The sequence below is a fragment of the Humidesulfovibrio mexicanus genome (assembly GCF_900188225.1).
Lineage (GTDB): Bacteria > Desulfobacterota > Desulfovibrionia > Desulfovibrionales > Desulfovibrionaceae > Humidesulfovibrio > Humidesulfovibrio mexicanus.
In genome coordinates this window covers 190908-216387 of the sequence record NZ_FZOC01000003.1, presented here as the reverse complement: position 1 = coordinate 216387, position 25480 = coordinate 190908, and the positions used below count along the sequence as shown (strand labels likewise).

Below are 25480 nucleotides of genomic sequence, written 5' to 3'. Positions count from 1 at the left end.
ATGGCTGAAAAGACCGCCAAACCCGCGCGCACGCCGCGCACCGAAATGCCCACCCAGGCCCCTTTCGCGCGCATCCAAAACTACCTTGAAGTGGCGCTCGGCTACGGCGAAGCCGAGGCCATGGTCGAGGCCAGCCGCTGTCTGCAGTGCAAGACGCCCCTGTGCCGCCAAGGCTGCCCCGTGGAGATCGACATCAAGGGCTTCATCGGCCAGCTGCAGAAGGGAGACCTGCCCGGCGCATACAAGGTGCTGCGCGAATATAACTCCCTGCCTGCCGTGTGCGGCCGCGTGTGCCCCCAGGAAAACCAGTGCGAGGGCATGTGCATCCTGTCCAAGAACCCGGTCAAGACCGGCGGGGCCGTGGCCATCGGTCGGCTTGAGCGCTACGTCGCCGACACCTTCGCCGCGCGCCTGGCCGCGGGCGACGCCGCCTGCCTGCAAATCACCGGCGAGGCCGCCTGCCGCATGACCCGCGACGACCTGCGCGTGGCCTGCATCGGCGCGGGCCCGGCCTCGCTCACCGTGGCGGGCTATCTGGCCGCGCTGGGCGTCAAGGTCACCGTGTTCGAGGCCCTGCACGAGGTGGGCGGCGTGCTCGTCTACGGCATCCCGGAATTCCGCCTGCCCAAGGACATCGTGCGGCGCGAGGTGGACGCCATGAAGGCGCTGGGCGCCGAGTTCAAGACCAACTGGGTGGGCGGCAAGGCCATAACCGTGCAGGAGCTCTTCGACGAGGGCTACAAGGCCGTGTTCATCGGCGTGGGCGCGGGCCTGCCCCAGTTCATGAAGATCCCCGGCGAGAACAGCATCGGCGTGTTCTCCGCCAACGAATACCTGACCCGCGTGAACCTCGGCCGCGCCTACGACTTCCCCAACCACGACACGCCCATCTTCAAGGCCGACGAGGTCTGCGTCATCGGCGGCGGCAACGTGGCCATGGACGCCGCGCGCACCGCCCTGCGCCTGGGGGCGAAAAAGGTCTCCATCGTCTACCGCCGCACCAAGGCCGAAATGCCCGCGCGTCTGGAAGAACTGGAACACGCCATCGAGGAGGGCGTCCAGCTCGAACTGCTGTCAGCGCCGCTCTCGCTCAACGCCGACGAGAACAAGCGCCTTACCAGCATGACCGTGCAGAAGATGCGCCTGGGCGAGGCCGACGCCTCCGGCCGCCGCCGCCCCGAAGCCATTGAGGGCCAGACCGCCGACATCCCCTGCCAGCTGGCCATCATCGCCGTGGGCACCCGGCCCAACCCCATCCTGCTCGACGCCACAAAGGGCCTCGCCCTCAACAAGCGCGGCTACATCGACGCCAACCCCGAAACCGGCGAAACCAGCATCCACAACGTCTTCGCCGGAGGCGACATCGTCACCGGGGCCGCCACCGTCATCAGCGCCATGGGCGCGGGACGAAAGGCCGCCAAGGAAATCGCCCGCCGCTTGCTCGGCACGGAGCTGTAGGGAGAGAACCAGGGGCGCCGCCCCTGGAACCCCGCCGGGGGGCTGCGCGCCCCCCGGAGCCCCTGCGCACGCGGCGCGATTCCAGCGGGCCAGAGCCCGCGGGAATCGCGCCGTGAGCATGGCCCCCAGAACGGAAGCCTCTTCGGCACAGCGTTCAGAATCCCCGGCCGCTCCCCAGACCGTATACTCTCCCGCCAGAACCCTTCCCGAGCATGATGGCCCGGACGGCGCGTGCGCCGTCCGGGCCATCATGCTCGGCAAAGGGATTCCAAAGGGCCCGCGGCCCTTTGGCGGGGGTGCAGGGGGCGGCGCCCCCTGCCCTTCTCGTCTAGGCTTCGGTGAGGCTGCTGGCCATGCCCTCGGCGCTGGTGCCTCCATTGGAGCTGGAGGTGGTGCCGGCGCTTTCGGCCTGGGCCTGCAGGAGCTGGGTTTGCAGCATCATGAGCTGGGACTGGAGCAGCTGAACCTTCTGGTCCTGCTGCTCGGAACTCAGGCTGCTGTCCTGCTGGGCCTCTTTGATCTGCTGCTGGATTTCCTGGATCTGCTGCTGAAGCTTTTCAACCTCGGTTTCCGAGTCGTCGTCATCGGACGAGGAGGAGTCGGAGGAGCTGGCCGAAAGGGTGGCCGCCGTGGCCCCGGAGGTGTCGGAAGCGCCCGCGGAGGAGGCGGACAGGGCCTTGGCCTCGTCGGAAATGCTGACGGTATCGCCGGAGCCGGAGGAACTGTCCGAATCCGAATCGGAGGTGTTGAGACTGGTCTTGGCGCTTTTGGACAGGGAGTTGATGGTCAGGGAGGACGCGCCCTCGTTTGCTGCCTGGGCAAGATTGGTGTAGCCGGAAATATCCATGTTCATCTCCTGATGCAAAGGGTTTGGGGATGCCTTTATTTCTTCGGAGCACAGGAGATGACGTTCATTTTGACATGCTCATCGGCCGTGGCGATGGAACGCTTTAGGGAGCTGATGCATTTTTTTGGGGGGGAGAGGGAGCCGTTGCGCGGGCAGGTCCGCCCGCAGTTGCCACGGCAGGCCAGTTCGGGCTATCAGGAGGCAGGCCCGGCCTCCTGCCCGGCCCAGGCCGCGACCTTCTTGCGCATCACGGGGAGCCCATGAGCCTGACCAATCTCGATTCCCTCTTCAATCCCAGGACGGTGGCGGTCATCGGCGCGGCCAACGCCCCGGCCAACATCGGGCATCTGGTCATGCGCAACCTCATGGACGGCGGCTTCCACGGCGCGGTGATGCCCGTGAGCGCAGAGGCCGAAGCCGTGGCCGGGGTGCTGACCTACCCCACCGTGGCCGATCTGCCCAAGACCCCGGACCTGGCCATCGTCTGCCGACCGCTTGCCGAGGCTCCGGCCATCATCGACGCGCTGCGCGCGCGCGGCACGCGCTCCGTGGCCCTCATGGGGCCGGGGTTCGCGCGGCTGGACGAAAAAAGCAGGGACCGCCTGCGCGCGGAGATTCTGGAAGCGGCGCGTCCGCCCGCCCTGCGCGTGCTCGGCCCCAAGAGCATGGGATTCATCGTGCCATCGCTGAACCTCAACGCCAGCCTTGCGCACACCAGAAGCCTGCCCGGCAAGACCGCGTTCCTGTCGCAGTCCGACAGCCTGTTCACCACGGTTCTGGACTGGGCGGGCAGCCACGGCATCGGCTTTTCGCACATGATCTCCCTGGGCGCGCAGATGGACATCACCTTCGCAGACGTTCTGGACCACCTGGGCGCGGACCCGTTGGTGCGCTCCATCCTGCTCTACGTTGAGGGCGTCCACGACGCGCGCGACTTCGTCTCGGCCGCGCGGGCGGCCAGCCGCAACAAGCCGGTGCTGGCGCTGCGCCCCGGCCAGGCCCTGCACGCCGCCCTGGCGGAGCTGGCCAAGGCCACGGGCCAGGGCGAGGCGTTCGCGGCCCTTGCCTCTACGGACGAGGTCTACGACGTGGCCTTCCGCCGCGCGGGAATGCTGCGCGTGGGCAGCATCGACGGCCTGTTCGACGCGGCCCAGACCCTTTCTGGCGGGCGGCCCGTGCGCGGCGACCGCCTGGCCATCCTGGTCAACGGGGCAAGCGCGGGCATCATGGCGGCCGACGCCCTGCTCTCCGGCGGCGGGCGGCTGGCGCAGTTCAGCGACAGCGCCACCCTGGCCCTGGACAAGCTGCTTGGCGGCGCGTGGGACGGCGGCAACCCCGTGGCCTTGCGCTTCGACACCCCGGCGGGCGACTGGGTGGAGGCCCTCAAAATCCTGCTTACCGATCCCGGCGTGGACGCGGCGCTGTTGCTGCATGTGCCCTTCGCCGGACTCTCCGAGGTCGAGGTGGCGCAGGCCGTGGCCGCCCAGGCCAAGCGCGCCAAGCGCATGGTCCTCACCTCCTGGATGGGCTCGGACTCCGCCCTGCGCGCGCGCGCCGTGTTCGCCGATGCGGGCGTGCCCACCTACGACACGCCGGAGCAAGCCATCCGCGCCTTCTTGTACATGGTGCAGTTCCAAAAGAACCAGGAGCTGCTCATCCAGACGCCGGACTCCCTGCCCTCGGATTTCTTCCCGGACACGCGCGCCGCGCGCGACACCTGCGAACGCGCCCTGGCCGAAGGCAGAAGCCGCCTCACCGGCGCGGAGGCCAAGGAGGTGCTCACGGCCTACGGCATCCCCGTGGTGGAGACCGTGCAGGCCACCAGCGCCCGGGAGGCCGTCATCGCCGCGGACCAGCTGGGCTATCCCGTGGCGGTGAAGCTCAAAAGCCCGCAGATCAGCCAGCCGCAGGAGGTGGGCGGCGTGGTGCTGGACCTGGACGGCCCGGACAAGGTCTGGGAGGCCTGCGCCAGCGTGCTGGCCCGCGTGTCGCGCCAGCGGCCCGACGCCTACATCGACGGCTTCGTGGTGCAGAAGATGGGCCGCCGCGCCGGAGCGCACGAGCTGTTCATTTCCGCGCACCTGGACCCGGTGTTCGGGCCGGTGGTCTCCTTCGGCCACGGCGGCGTGGCCAGGGAAATGATCCGCGACCGCGCGGTGACCCTGCCGCCGCTGAACATGAGCCTGGCCCGGGAGCTCATCTCGCGCACGCGCATCAACGGCCTGCTTTCCGGCACGCCGCAGCACCCGGCGGCCGACATCGACGACATCTGCCTCACCGTCATCCAGATCGCCCAGCTGATCATCGACGTGCCGCAGATCGTGAGCCTGGACATCAACCCGCTCTACGCCGACGACATGGGCGTGCTCTCGCTTGGAGCGCGCATCACCGTCGCGCCGGAGACCCGCCCCGGCGCCGAGCGCCTGGCCATACGCCCCTACCCGCGCGAGCTGGAAGAATGCACGGTGATGAAGAACGGCCGCAAGATCACGCTCCGGCCCATCCGGCCCGAGGACGAGGCCGCCCACCGCGCCTTCATCCGCCAGCTTTCGGACGACGACTTGCGGATGCGCTTCTTCGGTTCGGTCAGGCGCGACTTCGACCACAAGGACATGGCGCGCTTCACCCAGATCGACTACGACCGCGAGATGGCCTTCATCGCCAGCGCCATGACCGAGGGCGGAATGCCCGAAACCCTCGGCGTGGTGCGCACGGCCACCAAACCCGACAACACCGACGCGGAGTTCGCCATCGTGGTGCGCTCCGACCAGAAGGGCACGGGGCTGGGCAGCATCCTCTTCCGCAAAATGATCGACTACACCCGCGGCCGGGGCACGCACCAGATAACGGGCCAGACCCTGGTGGAGAACAAGGCCATGCAGGGCCTTGCCCGCAAGTTCGGCTTCGAGATCAAGCTCAACCCGGACGAGGAACTGGTGGACATGGTGTTGGATCTGCGCCAGTCCCCCGCACCGGAACAACGCCCCAAGGAGTCCTGATGAAGACCCTCATCGCCGCGCGCATGGAGCGCTGCATCGGCTGCCAGAGTTGTTCGCTCGCCTGCGCAAGGCTGGTTCACAAACGCTTGTCCTGGTTCACCGCGGGCATCCGCATCGCGTCCTCCGGCGGCATCTCCACGGGTTTCGAGGCCCGCGTGTGCCTGGCCTGCGACCCGCCTCCCTGCGCGGCCGCCTGCCCCACAGGGTCCCTTACCCCCCGCAAAAGCGACGGCGGCGTGAAACAGGACAAAAGCCTGTGCATCCGCTGCGGCAAGTGCGTGGCCGCCTGCCCGGTGGGCGCCATCGTGCAGGACGAGCTGGACAACCCTTACGTGTGCATCCACTGCGGCCGCTGCGTGCCCTTCTGCCCCCACGACTGCCTGGAGCTGGCCGAAAAGGGCCAGGCCAACATCGTCCAGGAGGTGGCCGAATGATCCGCCCGCACTTCCGCGTCGTCATCGTGGACCTCTCCGCGCGCAAGACCCGCGTGGAGAACCTGCCCGGCCGCGAGCAGTGGCTCGGCGGCTCCGGCCTGGCCGCCCTGTGCTTCGAAAAGTACGGCGACCCGGCCCTGCCCTGGAACGACCCCGCGCAGCCGCTCATTTTCGCCATCGGCCCGCTCACCGGCTACTTCCCGCTCATGAGCAAGACCGTGTGCGCGTTCCTCTCGCCCTATCACGGCCAGTACGCCGAAAGCCACGCCGGGGGCCGCAGCGCCCTGGCCCTGCGCTTCGCCGACATGGACGCGCTGGTGGTCGTCGGCCGGGCGGAGCGCCCCTGCGTGCTGTCCATCGGCCACAAGCACATGGAGATCAAGGACGCGCCCTTTCTCTGGGGCAAAGACGTGTTCACCACCGGCAAGATGCTGCGCAACATGCTTTCCGGCTCCGGCACGCGCAGCATCCTGCGCATCGGCCCGGCCGGGGAAAACGGCTGCGCCTACGCCTGCATCAACGTGGACACGTACCGCCACTTCGGCCGCCTGGGCGCGGGCGCGGTAATGGGCGCAAAGAACCTCAAGGCCATCGCCATCCAGGGCGACGCCTCCTTCCCCCTGCCCGAGGGCAAGGCCTACGCCCAGGCCTTCAAGGACATCTACGCCCTGCTCACCGAAACCAGCATGATGAGCAAGTACCATGACCTGGGCACCGCCGGGAACATGGCCGCGCTCAACGAACTCAAGAGTCTGCCCTGGCGCAATCTGCAGGCCACCACGGACCCCGGCATCGAGGGCATCAGCGGCGAGCGCTTCGCCAAGGACATGCTGCTCAGGAACACCGCCTGCGCGGGCTGCCCCGTGGGCTGCATCCACATCGGCTTCCTGCGAGAGAAGTTCATGGCCGACAACCGCTACCTGTACCGGCAGGTGGCCTACGACTACGAGCCCATCTTCTCCCTGGGCTCCATGCTCGGCATGACCGACGGCTTCGCGGTGCTGGGCCTCATGGACGCGGTGGAGCGCGAGGGGCTGGACTGCATGAGCGGCGGCGTGGCCCTGGCCTGGGCCACCGAGGCCTTGCAGAAAGGCCACATATCCCTTGCCGAAACCCTGACGCCGCTGCAATTCGGGGATGCGGAAGGCTACAAGGCCGCCATAGGCCACCTGGGGCGCGGAACAAACGAATTCTACCGCAGGCTGGCCCAGGGCACCATGAAGGCCGCCAGCCACTACAACGGCCAGGACTACGCCTGCGTGCTGGGGCAGGAAATGGCCGGCTACGCCACGGGCGAGACCTTCTTCGTGTCCGAGTCCCTGAGCTTCCGGCACTCGCACCTGGACTCCAGCGCCTACTCCGCCGACCAGAAGCCGCAGGACAAGGACGCCGAAAAGGTCGCCTCGGGCTTCGTCAAGGACGAGGCCAGCCGCATCGTGCTCACCAGCATGGTGGGCTGCCTGTTCGCGCGCGGGGTGTACACCACGGAGCGTCTGCAGCAGGCCCTTGGCTCCCTGGGCTACGAGGATGCGGCCGCCAACCTTGAGCCCGCGGGCCAAGCCATCCAGCGCCTGCGCTGGCGGCTGCGGATGCGCTCCGGCTACGACCCCGTTCACGCCAAAATCCCCAAGCGCTACACCGAGGTCGTGACCTGGAAAGGCCCCATAGACGCCGAGTACATGGAGACCCTGCGGCAAACCTATGCCGCAAAGCTTGTGGAGTTGGGCAGCGAATCCCAGCCAGGCTGACCGGGGACGGCCGTCCCCGCGCCCGGCCCCAAGCGCCCGGCCCCGGCAAAACGCCCGGGGGCCCTTGGCGGCCCTGTGGAGGCAAGGTCTTCCGCCTATTCCGTGGGCTGTGCGGCCTCCGGCTCTATGGGCAGGATGATGAAGAAGTTGTTGCCCAGGGGCGCGGCCTCGTAGCCGACCTGCCCGCCGTGCAGGTCCACCACCTGGCGCACAAAGGCCAGGCCGTGTCCGGTGCCGTGCTCGCCGCCCATGGTGCTGGCCCGGAACCCGGGCTGAAACAATCCGCCGCGCTCCTCCTCCGGCACGTTGGGGCCTGTGGTGAACACGTTGAGCTTGACGCCGGGGCGTCCGGGGCCGAAGGCCTCGGGCAGGACATCCCAGCCGTAGGCCATGAACTTGGCGCTGCGGCCGTCCGGGGTGGCGACCGCGCTGGTGTATTTCACGGCGTTGGAAAACAGGTTGGCGTACACCTGGGCCATAAGCCCCAGATCGGCCATGATCTGCACGGGGACATCGGGGATGCCGCCCATGGAAAGGTCGATGCCGATGCCCCGGTCCACCAGCCTGGGGCGGAAGCGCTCCACCTGCGGCTCCACCACCTGCTTGCGCAGGTTCACCAAGCGCTTTTCCAGCACGTAGCGCCCTTCCTCGAAATGCCTGCGCCGCAAAAGCGTCTCCAAAAACAGACTGGTCTGCTCGTAGTGGCGGCTGATCTCCTCGTACTGCGTGCGCAGGGTGGACTGCACCAGGTCCAGTTCGCGCAGGAAGTCGCCCGGGGTCTGGGCCGGGGCGGCGTCCACAAGAGCCTCCAGCTGGCCTATCGCGCCGCGCAGACGATTAAAAAAAAGCTTGAAGGTCATGTTGGGCACAATGACGTTGTGCCCGATGTCGGCCACCAGGTTCTGGATGAAAGAGAGGTGCTCGCGGTTCTTGGCGCTGGCGAGCCGGTTGTGCAACTGCACGCCGATGCGCCCGGCGTACCGCTCGAAAAAATTCTGCCGCGCCTGGGACAGGGCCGCGCCCCCGGCGATCTCGATCCACCCCATGACGCCGTGCTCCAGCGGGTAGCCGAGCAGATCTGCGGTGTCCTTGCGGGCGGTGATGGGCGCGTAATAGTCGCACCCGCGCACGCACGGCCGCGGCGGCGGCTCGAAGTACGGCAACTTGGGCGGAATGCGCAGGCAGCGGGCCAGCCGCCAGGAGCGCGGGCCGCAGCGCAGGTACACGCGCATGTCCTGATCGAAAAAGATCATGGGCAAAAGCACGCTTATGGTCAGCAAATCACGCCGCGAGTCGTACTCCTGGGCGAGATCGAAAAAGGCGCTGAGCATCCGCTGTTCGTCAAGGCCGAAGCCATGGCTCTCGGCCTCGTCCATTTTGACCAGGGCGCGGGCTTCCAGGGCGCGCCGCCGCGGGACATCGTTCTCCAGGCACAGGGCCGGGTCGGGCGGAAGCGGCGCGGTCGGCGGCCCGGCGAAAAGCCCGCTGTCGGGCCGCGGGCGCGGCGCGCCGGGACAGCGCACGGGGCTGTCAGCCATGATCCCTCCCACGGGCGGCGGCCCGGTTCACGTTGTCCACGCCCAGCACCGTGCGCACGGCCTCCAGGCCGGGTCGCAGCTCGCCGCGCGGGGCCAGCCGCCAGGTCCAGGTTTCGCCCCGCAGGGAGTGCTGCGCACCGAAAAGCACATCCGACTCGTAGCACGGCTCCCCATCCTCGGCGCCGTGCTCGCGCAGATCGGTGACGAGGCAGGCCGGGCATGGCAGCCGCGCAAGGCCTGCCAGGTGGGCGCGGATCAGGGAGGCGGCATAGGCCTCCAGGTCTTCCTCCCCCGGCGGGGAAACGCGACGGCGCAGAACGGCCATGGCGTAGAGCGGCAGCTGCGACAGCAGGTTGGCCGAATAGACGAAATCCAGCTCCGGCAGTCCCAGGGCGAGATCAGGGACGGGCGCGGGGGCGCGGGCGGCCAGTTCGTCGGGACTGGGCAGGTCGTCCATGCAGCCGGTAAGGTCCTGCAGCACAAGCTCCACATTGCCCAGGCCGCGCGCCAGGGAGATGGTGGGGGGCAGAAAGGCCAGGTCCGCCAGGACCACGCGGCGGAACAACCGGGCCAGGACCTCCAGGGGCACATCGTGCAGCAGCCCGGCCCCCAGGACCAGCGCCGTGCGGTGGCCGGGGCAGGCCTCGGCCGCGCGCAGGCACAGCATCCGCGCACGGGCCAGGTGTTCGGCCCAGGCGTTGCGTTGCCGCCGGTAGCGCGCCCAAATGCCCACCAGCTCGGTGAGATGCCCGTGCCGGTCGTGCTGCCCGGCCAGGCGCGCACGGGCGTACAACAGGGCCTCGGCCAACATGGCGCGCGCCTTTCCCGCCTACGCCCGCACGCCGGCGAACTTTTCCGGCAGGGCCTGGCACACGGGACAACGGCCAGGCGCGCCCCCCGCGTGGATGTATCCGCAAATGGAGCACACATGGAACTCCTGTTCCGCGCCCCCCGCGTCCAGGACCAGATGGCTGGCCAGGGCCCGGGCCATCTGCACCAGAAGCGCCCCGGCGGCGCGGTCGCCCTCGGCCTGGGCCAGCACGGTCCAGGGCAGGGTCTCCACGGCCATCTCGCGCGATTCCTGCAGCGCCTCGGCCACGTTTTCCCGCGTGGGGCCGATGCGGCCGCGCAGCAGCAGCAGGGCCTTTTTGGCCTGCACCTCCTGGGCCTGGGCCAGGGCCAGGAACAGGGCCTGGGCGGGGTCCTCCTCCTGCGCGGCCTTCTGGGCGCGCACGCGGTTCTTTGCCGCGGCCATGGACTGCCGCACGAAGGCTTTGGCAAGAGGCTCGGTTTCCGGCTGCATGATTACGACTCCTGACTTGGCGGTTGTTGGCCCTGCCCCGGCCCAAGGATGTCCCGGACAGCGGCGAGAATTTCGGCCTTGGTGAAGGGCTTGCGCAGCACGGCGCGCGCGCCCAGCCTGCGCGCGGTCTCCAGATAGAAATCCGGAGCCACGCGCCCGCCTCCGGACATGACCATGGTCTCCACGCCGGGGGCGAGATGGCGCAGCTTCAAAAGCACCTCGAACCCGTCCACGTCCGGCATCACCACGTCGGTGATGACCAGGTCCGGTGGCAGCAGGCTCAGGCGTTCCAGGGCCTGCCGGCCATCCTTGGCGGGCACGGCCTCGTAGCCGTCCTGTTCAAGCATTCGGCACACAAGGTCGCGCACGTCGGTGTCGTCGTCAACCACTAGAATGCGATGGGGCATTGCTCCCTCCCGTGGGGCCGGCAAAGGCCTGGCGCACGGCCAGGGCCAGCTCGCTTGTGGAAAAGGGCTTGGGCAGAATCCGCACCGCGCCGAGGGATTCCAGGCGGTCCGGGGGTATGGTCCTGCTGAAGCCGGTGATGAGCACGATGGGCAAACGGGGGGCCAGCGGCCGCAGCTCCTCGGCAAGCGCCAAACCGCTGATTCGGGGCATGTTGAGATCGGTGACGAGCAGGTCGCAATCCTGCGGGGCCTGGCGCAGGGCCTCCAGTGCGGCCTGGGGATCGCTTGTGGTGGTCACCTGGTAGCCCAGCGGGGCCAGCGCCTCGCGGCAAAAGTCCAGCAAGTCTGGCTCATCATCCACCACAAGAATGCGTTCGCTGCCGCGCAAGTCCTCGGGGCTTTTTTCGGCCGGAGCCTCCGGCGGCGGCAGTTGGGCGGGCAGCAGCACGCTGAAGCGCGCCCCGCTTCCGGGCTCGCTCTCCGCCCACACGTCGCCGCCCAGGCTGGTCACAATGCCGTGCACCACGGCCAGGCCCAGGCCAGTGCCCTCGCCCGGGCCCTTGGTGGTGAAGAAGGGGTCAAAAATACGGCCCAGCAGTTCCGGCGCAATGCCCGGCCCCTGGTCCTCCACGTCAAGGCGCACATATTCCCCCGGGGACAGCCGCCGCCTGGCGGCGATCTCCGGAGGCAACAGGCCGCGCCCGGTCCGCACTTCCAGCCTGCCGCCGCATTCGCGCATGGCCTGGGCCGCGTTGGTGCACAGGTTCATGACGATCTGATGGACCTGGGAGGGGTCGGCCAGGATGAACGAATGGGAGGCGAGCACCGCGCGGATTTCAATGTTCTTGGCCAGGGAGGCCTCCATGAGCTTCAGGGCCTCGCCCACCACGGAATCCGCGCGCAGGTGGCGCAGCTTGTGTTCGCCGCGGCGGCTGAAGGAAAGGATCTGCCGGACCATTTCGCGGGCGCGCAGGCTGGCGCCGAGCACCCGGTCCAGGCAGGCGCGCGCGCGGGACTGGGCGGGCAGATCGTCGAGCGCCAGCTCGGTGAAGCCCATGATGGACGCCAGCAGGTTGTTGAAGTCGTGGGCGATGCCGCCGGCCAGGGTGCCCAGGGCCTCCATCTTCTGGGCCTGCCACAGTTGATGCTCCAGCAGGCGCTTCTCGGTCACGTCGCGGCACACAGCCACGTAGCTTACCAGCCTGTCCGCGCGGCTGCGTATGGCGGAAACGGTAAACTCCACCTCCATGGCGACCCCGTCCGGCCGGGCGAAGGAGCAGGTGCCGCGCCAGGTGCCCTCCTGGCCCTCGGCCGGGGTGACGCAGCTGTGGTGCTCCAGCACGGCAAGGTCCAGATCGAACACGCCCTTGCCCTTCAGGCCGTGGCCGCCGGGCTCCCGGCCGGTCATGCGCTCGAAGGCCGGATTGGCGTAGAGGATGACCCCCGGTTCAGCGGCGATGACCACGCCTTCCGCCGCCTGCTCGATGGCGCGGTGCAGGCGCGTCAGTTCCGCTTGCGCCTCCTTCTGCTCGGTGATGTCGATGCCGAAGGCGATGATTCCGGCGACCCGCTCCCCCTCGCGGAGCAGGCTGTTCTGCCAGGAAATGTGCCGGAGCAGGCCATTTTTTGTCAGCAGCACGCCCTCGTGCTGGCGCGGCAGGGCGGTGCGCCCGGCCATGAAGTCGCCGTACAGCGCGGCGCTTACGTTGGAAAGGTGCCCCGGCAGCATCTGGGCGTTCCATTCGCGGCCCAGCACCTCGGAGCGGCTGTAGCCGGTGATGCGCTCGGCCGCGGCGTTGAACAGGGTGGTGCGGCCCTCGGTATCCAGACGCACCAGCATGGCGTTGGCGCCTTCGATGAGGCTTTCGGCGTAGTCGCGCGACTTGCGGATGGACTCGGCGTCGCGGCGGGCCTGAAGCACGCGCCACAGCCCGGCCAGAAAGAGCTGGAGCTGGCGGGTGTCGTTGTCATCGTAGGGGGTCTGCTTGTTGGCCACGCCCAGCACGGCCACCACCTGCTCGGTCTCCAGCAGGGGCACGGCCATGAACCGCGCCAAATCCGGGTGCCCCTGGGGCAGTGGCCGTTCCGCGGCATAGGCGGGGTAGTCGTTGACCAGCACCGGGGCCTTGGTGCGCAGGCAATCGGCCCAAAGGCCGCCCCTGGCCGGGGTGTAGGAGGGGGTGAGCCCCTCCGGAGGAGACGTTGCCCCGTCCGGCAGACGCCAATGGACCTGCTCCGGGTCGATGCGATCCCCCTCGACAAAAAACAGAAAGCCCATGCCGCTGCCGGTGAGGGCCACGCCCTGGTCCAGGGCGAAGCCCACCAGCCCTCTGGTGTCGGCGCTGTCCATGTGGATGAGGGTCAGCAGGGCCTCCATGCGGTCCTGCCCCAGGCGCAGCGCGGCCAGGGCCTGGTCCCGCTCGGTCAGGGCCGCCAGCAGCCTGCGGTTCACGCGCAGCAGGGACACGTACCGCCAGGTGAGCAGCACCGCGCCCACCACCACCACTATGGCGGCCATGATGCCCATGGCCATGGGGGTCAGCACCGGGGGAGCGGCGGCGGCGTGCCATTGCCGATACAGCAGCCGGAACTCCGGGGTTTCGCGGTATTGGCCCAGGACGCGGTCCAGATCGGCCAGCAACTCCGGTCGCCTGGGGCTCACGGCCAGGGCGCGGTTCACCTCCAGCAGGGGCGCCTTGCTGCGGACAAGCCTGTCCTCAAGCCCGGCGGCCTTGGACGCGTGCTCCACCAGGGGAGCCTGAAAGACCAGCGCGTCCGTCTGCCCCGAGAACAGGTCGAAAAGCGCCTGCGGCAGGGATTGCGCCACATGGGGGACGCTTCCTGCACGCGCCAGCCGCTCCAAGGGAATGCTGCCCGCCACCACGGACACGCGCAGCCCCGCAAGGGAGGCCAAATCCTCCCGGCGCGGGCTTTCCGCACGGGTGTAGATGTGCACGGCCTGGGTCTCGAAGGGGCGGCTGAAGAGCAGGCGCGTGGCGCGCTCCGAATCGGCACCCAGCCCAGGCACCATGTCGGCCTGGCCCGTCTCCACCAGGCGCATGGCCTCCACCTGGTCCGCCACGGCGACAAAACGCAGGGAATAGCCCGCGCGCAGGGCCACCTGCCGCAGCACCTCGGCGGCGAACCCCGTGGGCCGCCCATTGGAGCCCAGGGTGTACAGCGGCGGCAGGTTGGCCGGAACGGCGGCGACGATGGACCGGGGCTCCCCGGCGGCGGCCGCGGCGCACACCGTGGCCCCGACCCACAGCGCTGCCGCCAGGACGCTCAAAAGCGCGGCCTTTGCGCGGGTCTTCCCCGCAAGGGTCGCCGGGGTGTGCGGCATGGGGTCTCCTGCGGGCGTGGCCCTAGTCCAGGGCACGCTTGACGTATTCCTCCAGCACGGAACGCTCCACGGGCTTGGGCATGAACCACGTGGCCCCAACGGCGAGCAGGCCCGAGATCTCGCTGACGCCGATGAAGGCGCTCATGACGATGACGGGCAGGTCCTTGAAGCGTTCGTCGGCGCGCAGGGTGCGGATGAGCGTGGTGCCGTCCATGCCGGGCATCATGATGTCCGTGATGAGCAGGGCGAAGCTGTTCTCGGCGCTCAAGGCCTCCCAGGCGTGGCGTCCGTTGGGGCTCACCATTGCGCTGTGGCCCATTCGTTCCAGGATGGCGGACACAAAGCGCTGGGAGATGGGATCGTCTTCGGCGATGAGGATTTTAGCCATGGAAATGCCCTCCGGTACGCCGCCGTGCTGCGTCGGGGCGCGCAGCGGCGGGCAAGACAGATAATCAAAAACCGTTCCAAACGATATTTGACGGTTCTCGCATGGGCCTGGTCCTGCTCCTTGGCCAGTGCCCCTGGGCCGACGCGACTGATTTTCCGGTTTTTCCGGAATATTCAGGCCGGTCCCCGACGCCCCTTCACAAGCCCGTGCTTTCCCAACAGTTCGTACAGCCGGGCGCTCTTGAGGCCGGAGAGTTCGGCCGCCAACGCCGCGTCTCCCCCGGCGCGGTCCATGAGCGCGGAAAAGTACTCGGCCTCGGCCCTGTCCAGCAGGCGGGCGCGGTGTTCCCTCCAGGTCCCCAGGGTTCCGGCTGCGCGCTCCTGGCCGCCCTCCACAGGAGAAAGCCCGCGCGAGGCCACCCGCCCCCGCATGAGGCGGACGCGCAGGTCCAGGGGCAGGTGCTGCGGCAGCAGCATGGCCTCGCCCATGGCCGAAACCAGGCTCATGTCCACGGTTTGCAAAAACTCGCGCACATTGCCCGGCCAATGGTGCGACAGCAGCAGCTCCAGATACTCCGGGCTGGGCTCCGGGGCGGGGTTGCCCGCGCGGGCGGCGTGCTGGGCCATGCGCCAGTCCAGCAATTCCTTGATGTCGCCCTCGCGTTCGCGCAGGGGGGGCAGTTCCAGGCAGAAGGCCCCCAGGCGGAACAACAGGTCCTGGCGGAACTCGCCGCGTTCGGCCATGGCGGCCAAGTCCCGGTTGGTGGCCGCCACCAGCCGGAACTCGCTTTTGTGCAATTGGCCGCCGCCCACGGGCCGGAAGCTCCGCTCCTGCAGCACGCGCAGAAATTTGGCCTGCATGAGCAATGGCAATTCGCCTATTTCGTCCAGGAACAGGGTGCCGCCGTCGGCCTGCTCGATGAGCCCGGTCTGCTTGCGGTCCGCCCCGGTGAAGGAGCCCCGCTCGTGACCGAAGAGCACGCTCTCGGCCAGGGTTCCGGGCAGCGTGGTGCAGTCCACCACCACGAAAGGCCCCTGGGCGCGGCCGCCGCTGGCGTGGATGGCCCTGGCGAAGATTTCCTTGCCGGTGCCGGTCTCGCCGGTGATGAACACGTCCACCCCGCTGGCCGCGGCCATGCCCGCCTGGGCCAGGCAGGCGGCCAGCCTGGGGCTCTTGCCCACGATGCCGGAGGTCTCGGGCAGGGCGGGGATGCGCTGGCGGCGCTTTTCGGCCCGGTAGGACAGGGCGCGCAGCATGGGCAGGGTCATGCGGTCCACGCTGGCGGGTTTTTCTATGTAGTCCCAAGCCCCGCAGCGCAGGGCCAGCTCCGCGCCGTCCGGGTCGCCCTGCCCGGTGACGATGATGACCTCCGGAGGGTCCTTGCCCGCCCGCAGCTCCTCTATGGCCAAGGCGCCGGAGCCATCGGGCAGGCGCACGTCCAGGTACACCACGTCCACGGCATTCCGCGCGGCGATGCGCCGGGCCTGGGCCAGGGTTCCGGCGGCCAGGGCCTTGTGCCCGTGCCGCTCCACGGAGGTGCACAAGAGCTCCCGGAACAGCTCGTCGTCGTCCACCACAAGGATATTGGCCATGGCTCCCTCCGCTTTCCGGAAATCTCGGAATGATTCCGGGAAAAACGTACTACGAAGCCGTATTTTTCGCTACCTTTTCTCCGGCCTGCAGTGGCAAAAAAAAGGCAACAAGCGGCAATGGCTACACAAAAAAATGATGGCACGGATATTGTTTTAAGCAGATCGTGCGCCGGGCGGCAACGTTCCCGGCGGCCGCGATGGTTGGACCATCGTGTCTGCCGGGCAGGTGGGGGGCCTGCCCGGCTTTTTTTGTTCTTTTCCGCTCGGTTATACCCGTCAGCCCTGGCGGCCGCCCGCGCCTCGCGTCTTCAAAAACAACGCCTCGGTCTCCTCCACCATGCGCTCCACGGAAAACAGACCCTCGGCCCGCGCCCGGCAGCGCACGGCCAGGCCTGCGCCCTCGGCCTCGCGCCGGGCCAGCAGGGCCAGCATCCCCCCGGCCAGGGCGACGGCGTCTCCGGGCGCAACCGTCAGCCCGCATTCCCCCAGCATCCCCTCGCAGTCGCCCACGCGGCTGGCCAGGCAGGGCAGGCCGCAGGCCAGGCCCTCGGCCAGCACGTTGGGCGCGGACTCCCGTTCCGACGGCAGGCACAGCATATCCAGGGCGTTGTACGCCGCGGGCATGTCCGCGTGCTCCCCGGTCCAAGCCACGCGGTCCGCCACTCCCAGCGCCAGCGCCCGCTCCCGCAGCCCGGCGGCCAAGGTTTGCGGCCCGCCACCCAGACAGACGAAGCGCAGGTCCGGCCGGGCCGCCGAGGCCAGGGCCGCAGCCTCAAGAAATACGGCATGGCCCTTGTGCGGGTCCAGCCGGGCGGCCACGCCCACCAGCGTCTGGCCCGCCACCACCCCCCATTGGCGGCGCAGGGCCGCGCCCCTCTCCCTGTCCGGGAGGAAGCGGGCCGTGTCCACGCTGTTGGCCACCACATGCAGGCGGCCCGGCGCAAAGCCGCGCCCCACGCAGGCCTTTCGCGCGGCCTCGGAGTTGGCGACGACCAGATCGGCCAGGGGCGAGAGCCGGGCCTCCAGCTCCAGCAGCAGCCGTCCGGCCAGCCGTCTCGGGGCGTTGGGCCCCCGTGCGCTGTCTGCGGCGCGGATGCCCAGGACCAGCCGCGTCGCCGGGACAAGCGGGGCGAGCATCGCCGCGCGCACGGTGCAGGTGGGAAGAAAAGCGTAGTGGACCTGCGGGGCCTCGCGCCGCAGGAGCCCGGCCAGGGCCGCCAGAGCGCCGAGGCCGTTCCGGCCAGCGCCCCGCATGAGCTCCACCAGCCGCGCCCGGCCAAGCTCCCCGGCCAGCGGTCCGGCGCGGTCCAGGGTCACGGCCAGCACCTCGTGCCCGCGCGCGGCAAGGCCAGCGGCCAGGGCCGCGAACTGCCGCTCCGCTCCGCCGCGCTCCAGGCTGGGAATGCTCATCAGGATGCGCACGGCCCGGCCCCCTGCTCCGCTTCCAGCCAGGCCTGGAGCATCAACGCGTCCCAGACCAGGTGCCGCCAGTTGTCCTCCCCGGCCAGGAACTCCGCCCACAAACGCGCGATTTCCTCCGCGTCCAGCAGGCCCTGGCGCGCCAGCCGCGAGGGGGAAAGCAGGTCCGAGGCCCAGGGCCGCAGCTCCCCGCGCAGCCAAGCGGCCAGTGGCGGGCCGAAGCCCATCTTGGGCCGCTCCACCAGCGCGGGCGGCACATGGCGGTGCAGCACCCGGCGCAGCAGCCCCTTGCCCACGCCGCCCTGAAGCAGCAGCGACGCGGGCAGCCGCGCGGCGAACGCCACCAGCCGGTGGTCCAGCAGCGGGGCGCGGACCTCCAGGCCCACGGCCATGCTGGCCCGGTCCACCTTGGCCAGAATGTCGTCGGGCAGGTAGCAGAGCAGATCGGCCAGGCGCATCCAGGCCAGGCGGGCATCGTCGCCGTCCCCCAGGTCGGCTGGCCAACGTGCGGGCCGGTACCCCGGCGAGCCGGGGGCGCGCGCGCCCGGCACCAGCCGGGCCGGGTCCTTGTGCTGGGAGAGCAGGCGCAGGTACAGGGCCTCGAAGCCTTCGACGCCCAGGGCGTCCAGCCGCCAGCGCAGGGCGCGGCCGCGCGGCAGGGCGTTCCACAGCCCGGCGGGCGGCAGCCCCAGCAGGGCGACCAGGCCCCGGCGCAGGGGCAGGGGCACAGCGCGCAGCAGCCGGTGGGCGCGCAGGGTCCAGGGGTAGCGGGCGTAGCCGCCGAAAAGCTCGTCCCCGCCGTCGCCGGAAAGCGCCACGGTCACATGCCCGCGCGCCAGGCGGCACAGCAGGGCCGTGGGCAGCTGCGAGGCGTCGGCAAAGGGCTCGTCGTAGATGTCCCCCATGCGCGGGGCTAGGTCCAGCATGTCGCGCGCCGTGGCGGTGAGGGTGGTGTGCCGCAGGCCCAGGTGCCGGGCCACGGCCTCGGCGTGGGGCGACTCGTCCAGGCCGGGATCCTCGAAGCCGATGCAGAAGCTGCGCACCGGCCCGCCTTGCCGCGCCAGCAGCGCCGCCACCAGGCTCGAATCCACCCCGCCGGACAGGAACAGGCCCAAGGGCGCGTCGGAAATGGCGCGCAAGCCCACGGAGTCCGCCAGCAGCCGCTCCAGTTCGTCCTCTGCATCGCCTGCCGACTTGGCCAGGGGTTCGGCCAGGGACTCGGCCAGGCCATGCCGCCAGACCTCCTCCGCGTCCCAGTAGCGCCAGCGGCGCTCGCCCTCCGGCCCCAGGGACAGGGCCTCGCCGGGAAGGAGCTTGTCCGCGCGGACGTATGCGCTGTGCGGGGCCGGAATGCAGCCGTGGCGAAAGAACAGGGCCAGGGCCTCACGGTCCAGGGCGCGGTCGAACTCCGGGTGGACGCGCAGGGCGCGCAGCTCCGAGGCGAAAACCAGCCCCGCCCCGCCATCGCCGCCCAGGCGGCCCACGAGGAGCGGCTTCTCGCCCAGGCGGTCGCGCAGCAGGGTCAGGCGGCGCGCGCGCGCATCCCACAGGGCCAGGGCGAACATGCCGTTCAGGCGCGGCAGGGCGTCCTCAAGCCCCCACTGCTCAATGGCCGCCAGCAGGACCTCGGTGTCCGAGCCGCCCCGGAAGCCGTGGCCCAGGGCCTGCAACTGCGCGCGCAACAGCCGGAAATTGTAGAGCTCCCCATTGAAGCACGCCACGTAGCGCCCCGTGGCCGAGGCCATGGGCTGCGCGCCCAGGGGCGAAAGGTCCTGCACGGCCAGCCGCCGGTGCCCCAGGCCCAGGCCCGCGCCGGGGTCGGTCCACAGCCCCGCCCCGTCCGGCCCGCGATGCGCAAGGCTGGCGGTCATGGCCGCCAGCGGGGCCAGCAGGGAGCCGTCCCCCGCGCGAGCCGGCGCGTACACGCCGCAAATACCGCACATGCCCTATGCCCCTCCCTGTCGTGTGAACGATGCGCAGGGCCCGCGGCCCGCGGGGTGCGCTCCGCCGCGCCTGGGGCAGCGCCTGGCCGAAAGGCCAGCCAAGCCGCCCTTCGGGCCGACAGCGCCAACAGCCCACGCCCAGTCGGCCCCAACGGCGCGCAACCGCCTCACGACCGCGCCCCGCGCGGCCGCAACACGGCCAGCAGACATGCCCCGGCCAGCAACGCCTGGACCAGCGCCGAGCTGGCCGCGATGCCCGCCACGCCCAGCACCCGGCTGAAGCCCAGACTGGCCAGCGCGCCCAAGGCCAGCAGTCCGGCCTGCACCACAAGCAGCAGACGCCGCCGCTCCTGGGCCTGGAGCAGCCGCATGGCCCCGATGGCCAGGAGGTAGAAGGGAATCTGGACGAAATACCAGGCCTGGACCGCGCTCACCGCCTGGACGGCCTGGGCGTCGAAACGGCCGCGCTGGAACAGCAGTTCCGTGACCAGGGGCGAAGCCAGCACCCCGGCCAGGGCCAGCGGCCCGGCCAGCAGGGCCACCCGCAGGGCCATGCCCCGGCAGGCGGCGCGCAGGGCCTGGGGCTCGGCCGTGGCGGCCAGATGCGAGAAGTGCGGCAGCAGCACCGTGGACAGGGCCAGGCCCAGCAGCCCGGCGATGCCCAGGGGCAGCCGCGCGCCAAAGCCCAGGGCCGACACCGCGCCCTCGCCCAGGGCGCCCGCGATGGCGTTGTCGATGAAGGGGGCGAGACCGAAGAGGGCCGCTCCAAGGGCCAGCACGCCCCAGCCCCGCAGCAGCGGCCGGATGTCCGCGCCCGGTCCGGCGCGCCGCCACCCGAAAAGCCCCCGGCACATCCAAGCCAGGAGCGCGAATTCGCACGCCGCGCCCATGTCCACGGCCAAGGCCAGGGCCCGCACCCCAAGGCCGCCCGCCAGCACGGCCACGCCCGCCAGCACGGCCAGGGCGTTGCCCAGCCCGGCCAAGGCCGGGCCCGCAAAGCGTCCCTGCGCGTTGGCCAGGGCCCCCAAGGTGTTGTTCAGGCTGGCCAGGGCCATGGCGGGCAGCAGCAGCAGTTGCAGCTCCCGCAGCAGCGCCAGGCGCTCCGGCGTTGCCGTCGGGGCCAGGGCTCGCCAAGCCCCGGCCGGGACCAGGGCCAGCAGCAGGCAGGCGCAAAACACCAGCAGCGCCTGGGCCAGCAGGGCACGGCCGCGCAGATGTGCGCCGCCGCCTTCGCGTTCCGCCCGGCCCAGGGCCGGAATCAGGGCCGAGGAAAAAATGGAGCCCAGCAGGTTGGTCAGAAAGGACGGGGCGAGCAGGGCCAGCAGGTAGGCGTCCAGCGCGCCGCCCACGCCGAAGAGCGCGGCCACCAACGCCTCCTTGCACAGGGCCGCGCCACGGCCAAGCCCGGCGCAGCCCAGCACCAAAAGCGAGGCGCGACCCAGGCGCGAGGAGCACTCCGCGCGCAACCGGGCGAAAAGCCCCGCCGTGTCCCCATGCCGCCACATGCCCCGTGCCTACGGGAAATCGCGCCGGACTTCAACGAGGGCGGCGCGGGCGGCCTGTCCGCCCCAGGTGGGATTTGGCGCATGTGGCAATCGACTCTTCACGCCGCATCGCGTTCCCCGAAAACCCGGCCGATGCGCGCACCGTGGGCGGCGCGACGTTCCGTTCGGCGGCCCCCCCGACGTCATCGAGGGCTCGGCGTCCAACACCGGCAGGCCGCGCCAAACTACGGAAGCGGCCATGTCTCCAGTTTGTCCCACAAGACGTGCCCGGCGTCCGTGCGCACGCGCGCGCAGCAACGGCAATGTCGAGCGCTCACGCAGACGGCGCTGCGCGAGTGGGCCAAAACGGCCAGCTCCGCCAACGCAAATGAAAGAGCCGACGAGTGTCATCGCCGGCTCCACAAGCACAGGTTCCGCTGCGCCAACAAAACATGAGAACATCACCCAGTCGGCTCGGACAGGTTGTGAGCCCCGCCCCGAGAGTCCAGGGCCCCCCCCCGAGGGGCCGCCCCGAAGCCGGAGCGTCCGCGCCCTACAGCCAGTCCAGGCAGACCAGCTCCAGGCGGGCCGGGCCATGGACCCCGCGCACCAGCACCAGCTCGATGTCCGCCGTGCTGCTGGGCCCGGTGATGAGGTTCAGGCAGCTCGGCAGCCGCCCATCCGGATCGGCGTGGCGCGCAAAGAGCCCCGGCAGGTGCGAGACATCGGGCAGCAGGCTGCTTCTTGGCACCAGGACCACCGAGCACGGCGGCAGCAGCGACGCGGCCCGGTGCCGTCCCGGCGCGGCCACCACGGCGATGCTGCCGGACTCCAGCAGCGCGGCGTGGGCCAGCACAACGCCCAGGTCCGCCTGGGCCAAGCCGGGGCAGGGTCCGGCGGGCAACCGCGCCAGTCCGGCCAGCGCGGCGTCGAAGCCGCCGGGCAGGTCCAGGGCGTCCAGGGCCTCGTCCCAGCGGGTGTAGCTCTTGGCCCCGCACTCGCGGGCGATGTCGGCCAGATGCCGGACGGCCTCCCCGGCCGTGCGGGCCAGACGCGGCCGCACCTCCAGCGGGGCCAGCGCCTCGGCCAGGCGCTCCCAGGCGTCCTGGCCGCCGGGGGCTCCCGCAGGTTGCGGACCGGGCGGCGGCACGGGCAGGGAGGCGGGCCGGGCGGGCGGCTCGTCCACGAACAACGGCGTCCGGGCCAGGCCCTGGCGCAGGGTGTTCAGGATGGCCGCGCGTGAGCGTGTGCTGGCCGGAATCATTGCCGCTCCTTGTTGCGCCGGGCGCGGAAGGGCGCTTTGAGCTCCGGCGGTTTGCGCGCGGCCGCGAACTCCGCCAGGCCGGGCAGGCCGGGCAGGCGCGGCAGCAGGTCCAGATGCGGGTCCACCGCGCGGGCGGCGGCCACGGCGGCGCGGTAGGCCAGCGGGTGCCGCGCCAGCATGGAGTGCGCGGCGGAGAAGGGATTGGCGCGCCCCGAAGCCACGCGCTGGCGCAGGGCCAGCATCAGCTTGGGATGGTTGATGGAAAGCGGGCAGGTGCGCGCGCAGGCCCCGCACAGGGTGCAGCCGAAGGGCAGGTCGCGGGTCTGGTCCTGGGGCAGCAGCAGCGAGGACAGCAGCGCGCCGATGGGTCCGGAATACACCGAGCCGTAGGCGTGGCCGCCGATGGTCTGGTACACCGGGCAGACGTTCAGGCAGGCCCCGCAGCGGATGCAGGCCAGAGCCTCGCGCAGGGCGGGATCGGCCAGGACCTGCGAGCGGCCGTTGTCCAGAATCACAAGGTGCATCTCCTGCGCGCCGTCGGTCTCGCCCTCGCGGCGCGGGCCGGTCAGCACGGACACGTAGGAGCTCATCTTCTGGCCGGTGGCGCTTCTGGGCAGCACGCGCAGCAGGTCCGCCGCGTCCTCCATGGTGGCCGCCACCTTCTCCAGGCTCATGAGGGCCACATGCACGCGCGGGCAGGTGGTGCTCATGCGGATGTTGCCCTCGTTCTCCACCAGGATGACGCTGCCGGTCTCGGCCACGGCCATGTTGGCCCCGGTGACGCCCATGTCCGCGGCCAGGAACTTCTCGCGCAGGGCGCGGCGCGCCAGCAGGGTCAGCTCCGGGATGCTCTGGCCGTGCAGACCCAGCTTTTCGGCGAAGAGCTCGGCCACGTCCTGCCGGGACTTGTGCACAGCCGGGGCGATGATGTGCGAGGGCGGCTCGCCCGCCAGCTGCACGATGAACTCGCCCAGATCCGTCTCCCAGACCTCGGCCCCGGCGGCCTCCAGGGCCGGATTGAGCGCGATCTCCTCGGTGACCATGCTCTTGCCTTTGACGATGACCTTGGCCTGCGCCTGCCTGGCGATGCCGACGACGATGGCCCGCGCCTCGGCCGCGTCCGCCGCCCAATGGACCACGGTCCCGGCCGCCGTGGCGCTGGCCTCAAGTTCCTCCAGCAGGTCCGGCAGGCGCGCAAGCGAACGCAGCCGCGCCGCCCGCGCCCTGGCGAAATGCTCCTCGCGGCCTGGAAAGGCCTCCAGGGAGGCCGAACGCTTGCCGATGAAATACCGCGTGGCGTGGTCCAGCACGGCGCGCAGGTTGGCGTCGCGGCAGGCCGCGCGGCTCTGCTCGCGGAAGCGCGCAGGAGTCATGGCGTCCATCTAGAGCCCTCCCCGCAGCCCGGCGTCCAGCACCTGGGCCACATGCAGGGCGGGCAGCGGGCGGCCCATCTTGGCCAGGCGGCCGCTCAGGCTCATGAGGCAGCTGGGCTCGGCGCTTACCAGCATGTCCGGCGCAAGGGCCAGAATCTCCCTGCATTTGTCGTCGGTAAGCGCCTCGGACACGGAGGCGAACTGCAGGCTGAACAGCCCGCCGAAGCCGCAGCAGCGGTCCGCGCGCTCGGCCTCCACCACGGTCAGCCCGCGCACCAGGCCAAGGAGCCTGCGCGGCGCGTCGGCAGGGTCGCCGGGAACCCCCGGCATCTGGCAGGAGCCGTGGTAGCAGGCCCGCGCATCAAGATTCAGGGGCAGCTCCGCCGCGCCGGGCAGCCCGGCCACGAACTCGCAGAACTCGAAGGTCCGCGCGGCCAGGCCCTCGGCCCTCGCACGCTCGGGCGTGCCCAAGGCGAACAGTTCAGGGTAGGTGCGCAGCATCTTGGTGCAGGAGCCCGAAGGGCACACCACCGGCTCCGGCGCGTCGAAAATGTCCAGGTAGCGCAAAGCCAGGCTCCGCGCGCCCGCCACGTCGCCGGCCTTGTAGGCCAGCTGGCCGCAGCAGGTCTGGCCGGAGGGATGCCGAAGGGCCACCCCCAGGCGCTCCAGCACCCGGGTCGCGGCAACGGCGGCCTCGGGCTGGCAGTCCTCAACCAGGCAGGGAATGAACAACTGTGCGTGCATGGGCTGCCCCTTACGCCCGGCCCCGGCCACTGGCAAGCCCCCCTGTCCGCAGGATTCCCCGCGCCCGGCTCAGCCGTCTTCGAGGCGCAGTCCATACTGCGCGAGCTTGTGCCGCAGGGTGCGCGGGCTGATGCCGAGCAGCTCGGCCGTGCGCTGCTTGGAGCCGTGGGCCGCCTTGTAGGCGCGAAGCATGGCGGCTGTCTCGGCCCGGCGCACGGCGGCGTCGAGGTTGAAGTCGGCCAGGGCTTCGCCGGAATGCGGGGTCCCGAACTCGTGGGGCAGGTCTGGGGCGAACTCCAGCCGCATTTCCAGAGGCAGGTCGTCGGCCATGACCGGGCTCTCGCTGGTGTGCAACAGGGCCACGCGCTCCATGAGGTTCTTGAGTTCGCGCACGTTGCCCGGCCAGCGGTGCCGGGTGAGCACGGCCATGGCCTCGGGGGAGAGGCGCAGGTTTGGACGGTGGTAGTGGTGCCCGAAAAGCCAGAGAAAGTACTCCGCCAGGGGGGCAATGTCGTCGCTGCGCTCGCGCAGGGAGGGCAGGGCGATGGGGATGACGTTGAGCCGGTAGAAGAGGTCGGCGCGAAAACGCCCGGCGCGGACCATGTCGGGCAGGGCGCGGTTTGTGGCCGCCACGATGCGCGCGCGGAAGCCGAGATCCTTGTCGCCCCCCAGGCGCTTGAAGGTTCGCTCTTCGAGCACGCGCAGGAAGTCCACCTGGTTGGCCAGCGGGATCTCGCCCACCTCGTCAAGAAACAGGGTGCCGTCGGCGGCGAGCTCGAAGCTGCCCTTCTGCAAGCGCGTGGCCCCGGTGAAGGCGCCGGGCTCGTGCCCGAAAAACTTGTCGGCGAACAGCTCGCCGGAGAGCACCCCGCAATTGACCGGCACGAAGGGCCTGCCGCTGCGGTTGCTCAGCGTGTGCAGCAGCCGGGCGAAGATCTCCTTGCCCGTGCCGGACTCCCCCGTAAGCAGCACCGGGGCGTCGCTTCCGGCCACCTGGATGGCCACGCGGTAGAGGGCGCGCATGGCGCTCGACCGGAACAGCAGCCCGGCCTCGTGCATCGCGGCGCGGGCCTCGGGGTCGGCCTCCAGTCCTTGCGGCAAGAATTTGCCGCCATAGGCGCGTGGGTCCATCATCTTGAACTCCCGAACGAAAAAACACCCTTGCGGACGCGGTCGGCACTCAGCGACATGGGGTG

19 protein-coding genes are annotated in these 25480 nt (G+C 70.3%); 4 read left to right on the top strand and 15 right to left on the bottom strand.

Annotated elements, in window-relative coordinates:
- The gene (gene gltA / locus CHB73_RS07685) at nt 1-1458 is read left to right on the top strand and encodes an NADPH-dependent glutamate synthase (RefSeq protein WP_089273784.1); all 1458 of its coding nucleotides are present in this window, start codon (nt 1-3) and stop codon (nt 1456-1458) included.
- A 328-nt stretch (nt 1459-1786) separates the two neighbouring features.
- Here gltA and CHB73_RS07680 read toward each other — a convergent pair whose 3' ends face one another.
- Nucleotides 1787-2305 (bottom strand): FlxA-like family protein, encoded by a 519-nt coding sequence (locus CHB73_RS07680; protein WP_179216946.1) that lies wholly within the window; start codon nt 2303-2305, stop codon nt 1787-1789.
- Between the two features lie 260 nt (nt 2306-2565).
- Here CHB73_RS07680 and CHB73_RS07670 point away from each other — a divergent pair, with 260 nt between their 5' ends.
- From CHB73_RS07670 to CHB73_RS07660, 3 genes are read left to right on the top strand one after another with little or no spacing between them, the layout of a single operon-like run.
- The gene (locus CHB73_RS07670; protein ID WP_089273778.1) at nt 2566-5304 is read left to right on the top strand and encodes a bifunctional acetate--CoA ligase family protein/GNAT family N-acetyltransferase; all 2739 of its coding nucleotides are present in this window, start codon (nt 2566-2568) and stop codon (nt 5302-5304) included.
- Nucleotides 5304-5738 (top strand): 4Fe-4S binding protein, encoded by a 435-nt coding sequence (locus CHB73_RS07665; protein ID WP_089273776.1) that lies wholly within the window; start codon nt 5304-5306, stop codon nt 5736-5738. The genes CHB73_RS07670 and CHB73_RS07665 overlap by 1 nt, the downstream gene beginning before the upstream one ends.
- Nucleotides 5735-7486 carry an aldehyde ferredoxin oxidoreductase N-terminal domain-containing protein gene (locus CHB73_RS07660; protein WP_089273774.1) on the top strand — a complete coding sequence of 584 codons (1752 nt, stop codon included), beginning with the start codon at nt 5735-5737 and terminating at the stop codon, nt 7484-7486. Before CHB73_RS07665 ends, CHB73_RS07660 begins: the two co-directional genes overlap by 4 nt.
- A gap of 95 nt (nt 7487-7581) precedes the next feature.
- Here the strand turns inward: CHB73_RS07660 and CHB73_RS07655 are convergent, their stop codons facing one another.
- The 14 genes from CHB73_RS07655 to CHB73_RS07590 all read right to left on the bottom strand — a co-directional run bounded on the left by CHB73_RS07655 (nt 7582) and on the right by CHB73_RS07590 (nt 25418).
- On the bottom strand, nt 7582-9024 hold the full coding sequence (locus CHB73_RS07655; RefSeq protein WP_089273772.1) for a sensor histidine kinase: 1443 nt from the start codon (nt 9022-9024) through the stop codon (nt 7582-7584).
- Nucleotides 9017-9835, bottom strand: a complete 819-nt coding sequence (locus CHB73_RS07650; RefSeq protein ID WP_089273770.1) for a hypothetical protein — start codon at nt 9833-9835, stop codon at nt 9017-9019. The genes CHB73_RS07655 and CHB73_RS07650 overlap by 8 nt, the downstream gene beginning before the upstream one ends.
- An 18-nt stretch (nt 9836-9853) precedes the next feature.
- A complete protein-coding gene (locus tag CHB73_RS07645; RefSeq protein WP_089273768.1) occupies nt 9854-10327 on the bottom strand; it encodes a rubredoxin-like domain-containing protein in 474 nt (157 codons plus the stop codon).
- 2 nt (nt 10328-10329) lie between these two features.
- Nucleotides 10330-10734, bottom strand: a complete 405-nt coding sequence (locus CHB73_RS07640) for a response regulator (RefSeq protein ID WP_089274206.1) — start codon at nt 10732-10734, stop codon at nt 10330-10332.
- Nucleotides 10709-14077, bottom strand: a complete 3369-nt coding sequence (locus CHB73_RS07635; protein WP_089273766.1) for a PAS domain S-box protein — start codon at nt 14075-14077, stop codon at nt 10709-10711. The genes CHB73_RS07640 and CHB73_RS07635 overlap by 26 nt, the downstream gene beginning before the upstream one ends.
- Before the next feature lie 22 nt (nt 14078-14099).
- Nucleotides 14100-14465 carry a response regulator gene (locus CHB73_RS07630; RefSeq protein WP_089273764.1) on the bottom strand — a complete coding sequence of 122 codons (366 nt, stop codon included), beginning with the start codon at nt 14463-14465 and terminating at the stop codon, nt 14100-14102.
- Between the two features lie 173 nt (nt 14466-14638).
- On the bottom strand, nt 14639-16057 hold the full coding sequence (locus tag CHB73_RS07625) for a sigma-54-dependent transcriptional regulator (RefSeq protein WP_089273762.1): 1419 nt from the start codon (nt 16055-16057) through the stop codon (nt 14639-14641).
- A 276-nt stretch (nt 16058-16333) separates the two neighbouring features.
- Nucleotides 16334-17479, bottom strand: a complete 1146-nt coding sequence (locus tag CHB73_RS07620; protein WP_089273760.1) for a glycosyltransferase — start codon at nt 17477-17479, stop codon at nt 16334-16336.
- Entirely contained in the window at nt 17467-19419 is a 1953-nt protein-coding gene (asnB, locus tag CHB73_RS07615) for an asparagine synthase (glutamine-hydrolyzing) (protein ID WP_089273758.1), read from the bottom strand. Before asnB ends, CHB73_RS07620 begins: the two co-directional genes overlap by 13 nt.
- 167 nt (nt 19420-19586) lie before the next feature.
- On the bottom strand, nt 19587-20924 hold the full coding sequence (locus tag CHB73_RS07610) for a lipid II flippase MurJ (RefSeq protein ID WP_089273756.1): 1338 nt from the start codon (nt 20922-20924) through the stop codon (nt 19587-19589).
- A gap of 532 nt (nt 20925-21456) precedes the next feature.
- Nucleotides 21457-22167 carry a LutC/YkgG family protein gene (locus tag CHB73_RS07605; protein WP_089273754.1) on the bottom strand — a complete coding sequence of 237 codons (711 nt, stop codon included), beginning with the start codon at nt 22165-22167 and terminating at the stop codon, nt 21457-21459.
- Complete coding sequence (locus CHB73_RS07600) at nt 22164-23549, bottom strand: LutB/LldF family L-lactate oxidation iron-sulfur protein (RefSeq protein ID WP_235641552.1); 1386 nt, start codon at nt 23547-23549, stop codon at nt 22164-22166. Before CHB73_RS07600 ends, CHB73_RS07605 begins: the two co-directional genes overlap by 4 nt.
- Nucleotides 23550-24284, bottom strand: coding sequence for a (Fe-S)-binding protein (locus CHB73_RS07595; protein WP_089273752.1), 735 nt, complete (start codon nt 24282-24284; stop codon nt 23550-23552). It lies immediately after the preceding gene.
- A 69-nt stretch (nt 24285-24353) separates the two neighbouring features.
- On the bottom strand, nt 24354-25418 hold the full coding sequence (locus CHB73_RS07590) for a sigma-54 interaction domain-containing protein (protein ID WP_089273750.1): 1065 nt from the start codon (nt 25416-25418) through the stop codon (nt 24354-24356).
- Between the last annotated feature and the right edge of the window lie 62 nt (nt 25419-25480).

Excerpts from the sequence above, each read along its gene's own strand:
- CHB73_RS07660 (WP_089273774.1), top strand. The coding sequence starts at position 5,735 with ATGATCCGCCCGCACTTCCGCGTCGTCATCGTGGACCTCTCCGCGCGC.
- CHB73_RS07625 (WP_089273762.1), bottom strand. The coding sequence starts at position 16,057 with ATGGCCAATATCCTTGTGGTGGACGACGACGAGCTGTTCCGGGAGCTC.
- CHB73_RS07650 (WP_089273770.1), bottom strand. The coding sequence starts at position 9,835 with ATGTTGGCCGAGGCCCTGTTGTACGCCCGTGCGCGCCTGGCCGGGCAG.
- asnB (WP_089273758.1), bottom strand. The coding sequence starts at position 19,419 with ATGTGCGGTATTTGCGGCGTGTACGCGCCGGCTCGCGCGGGGGACGGC.
- CHB73_RS07640 (WP_089274206.1), bottom strand. The coding sequence starts at position 10,734 with ATGCCCCATCGCATTCTAGTGGTTGACGACGACACCGACGTGCGCGAC.
- CHB73_RS07590 (WP_089273750.1), bottom strand. The coding sequence starts at position 25,418 with ATGATGGACCCACGCGCCTATGGCGGCAAATTCTTGCCGCAAGGACTG.
- CHB73_RS07655 (WP_089273772.1), bottom strand. The coding sequence starts at position 9,024 with ATGGCTGACAGCCCCGTGCGCTGTCCCGGCGCGCCGCGCCCGCGGCCC.
- CHB73_RS07630 (WP_089273764.1), bottom strand. The coding sequence starts at position 14,465 with ATGGCTAAAATCCTCATCGCCGAAGACGATCCCATCTCCCAGCGCTTT.
- CHB73_RS07600 (WP_235641552.1), bottom strand. The coding sequence starts at position 23,549 with ATGGACGCCATGACTCCTGCGCGCTTCCGCGAGCAGAGCCGCGCGGCC.
- CHB73_RS07645 (WP_089273768.1), bottom strand. The coding sequence starts at position 10,327 with ATGCAGCCGGAAACCGAGCCTCTTGCCAAAGCCTTCGTGCGGCAGTCC.
- CHB73_RS07680 (WP_179216946.1), bottom strand. The coding sequence starts at position 2,305 with ATGGATATTTCCGGCTACACCAATCTTGCCCAGGCAGCAAACGAGGGC.
- CHB73_RS07605 (WP_089273754.1), bottom strand. The coding sequence starts at position 22,167 with ATGATTCCGGCCAGCACACGCTCACGCGCGGCCATCCTGAACACCCTG.
- CHB73_RS07665 (WP_089273776.1), top strand. The coding sequence starts at position 5,304 with ATGAAGACCCTCATCGCCGCGCGCATGGAGCGCTGCATCGGCTGCCAG.
- gltA (WP_089273784.1), top strand. The coding sequence starts at position 1 with ATGGCTGAAAAGACCGCCAAACCCGCGCGCACGCCGCGCACCGAAATG.
- CHB73_RS07670 (WP_089273778.1), top strand. The coding sequence starts at position 2,566 with ATGAGCCTGACCAATCTCGATTCCCTCTTCAATCCCAGGACGGTGGCG.
- CHB73_RS07610 (WP_089273756.1), bottom strand. The coding sequence starts at position 20,924 with ATGTGGCGGCATGGGGACACGGCGGGGCTTTTCGCCCGGTTGCGCGCG.
- CHB73_RS07595 (WP_089273752.1), bottom strand. The coding sequence starts at position 24,284 with ATGCACGCACAGTTGTTCATTCCCTGCCTGGTTGAGGACTGCCAGCCC.
- CHB73_RS07635 (WP_089273766.1), bottom strand. The coding sequence starts at position 14,077 with ATGCCGCACACCCCGGCGACCCTTGCGGGGAAGACCCGCGCAAAGGCC.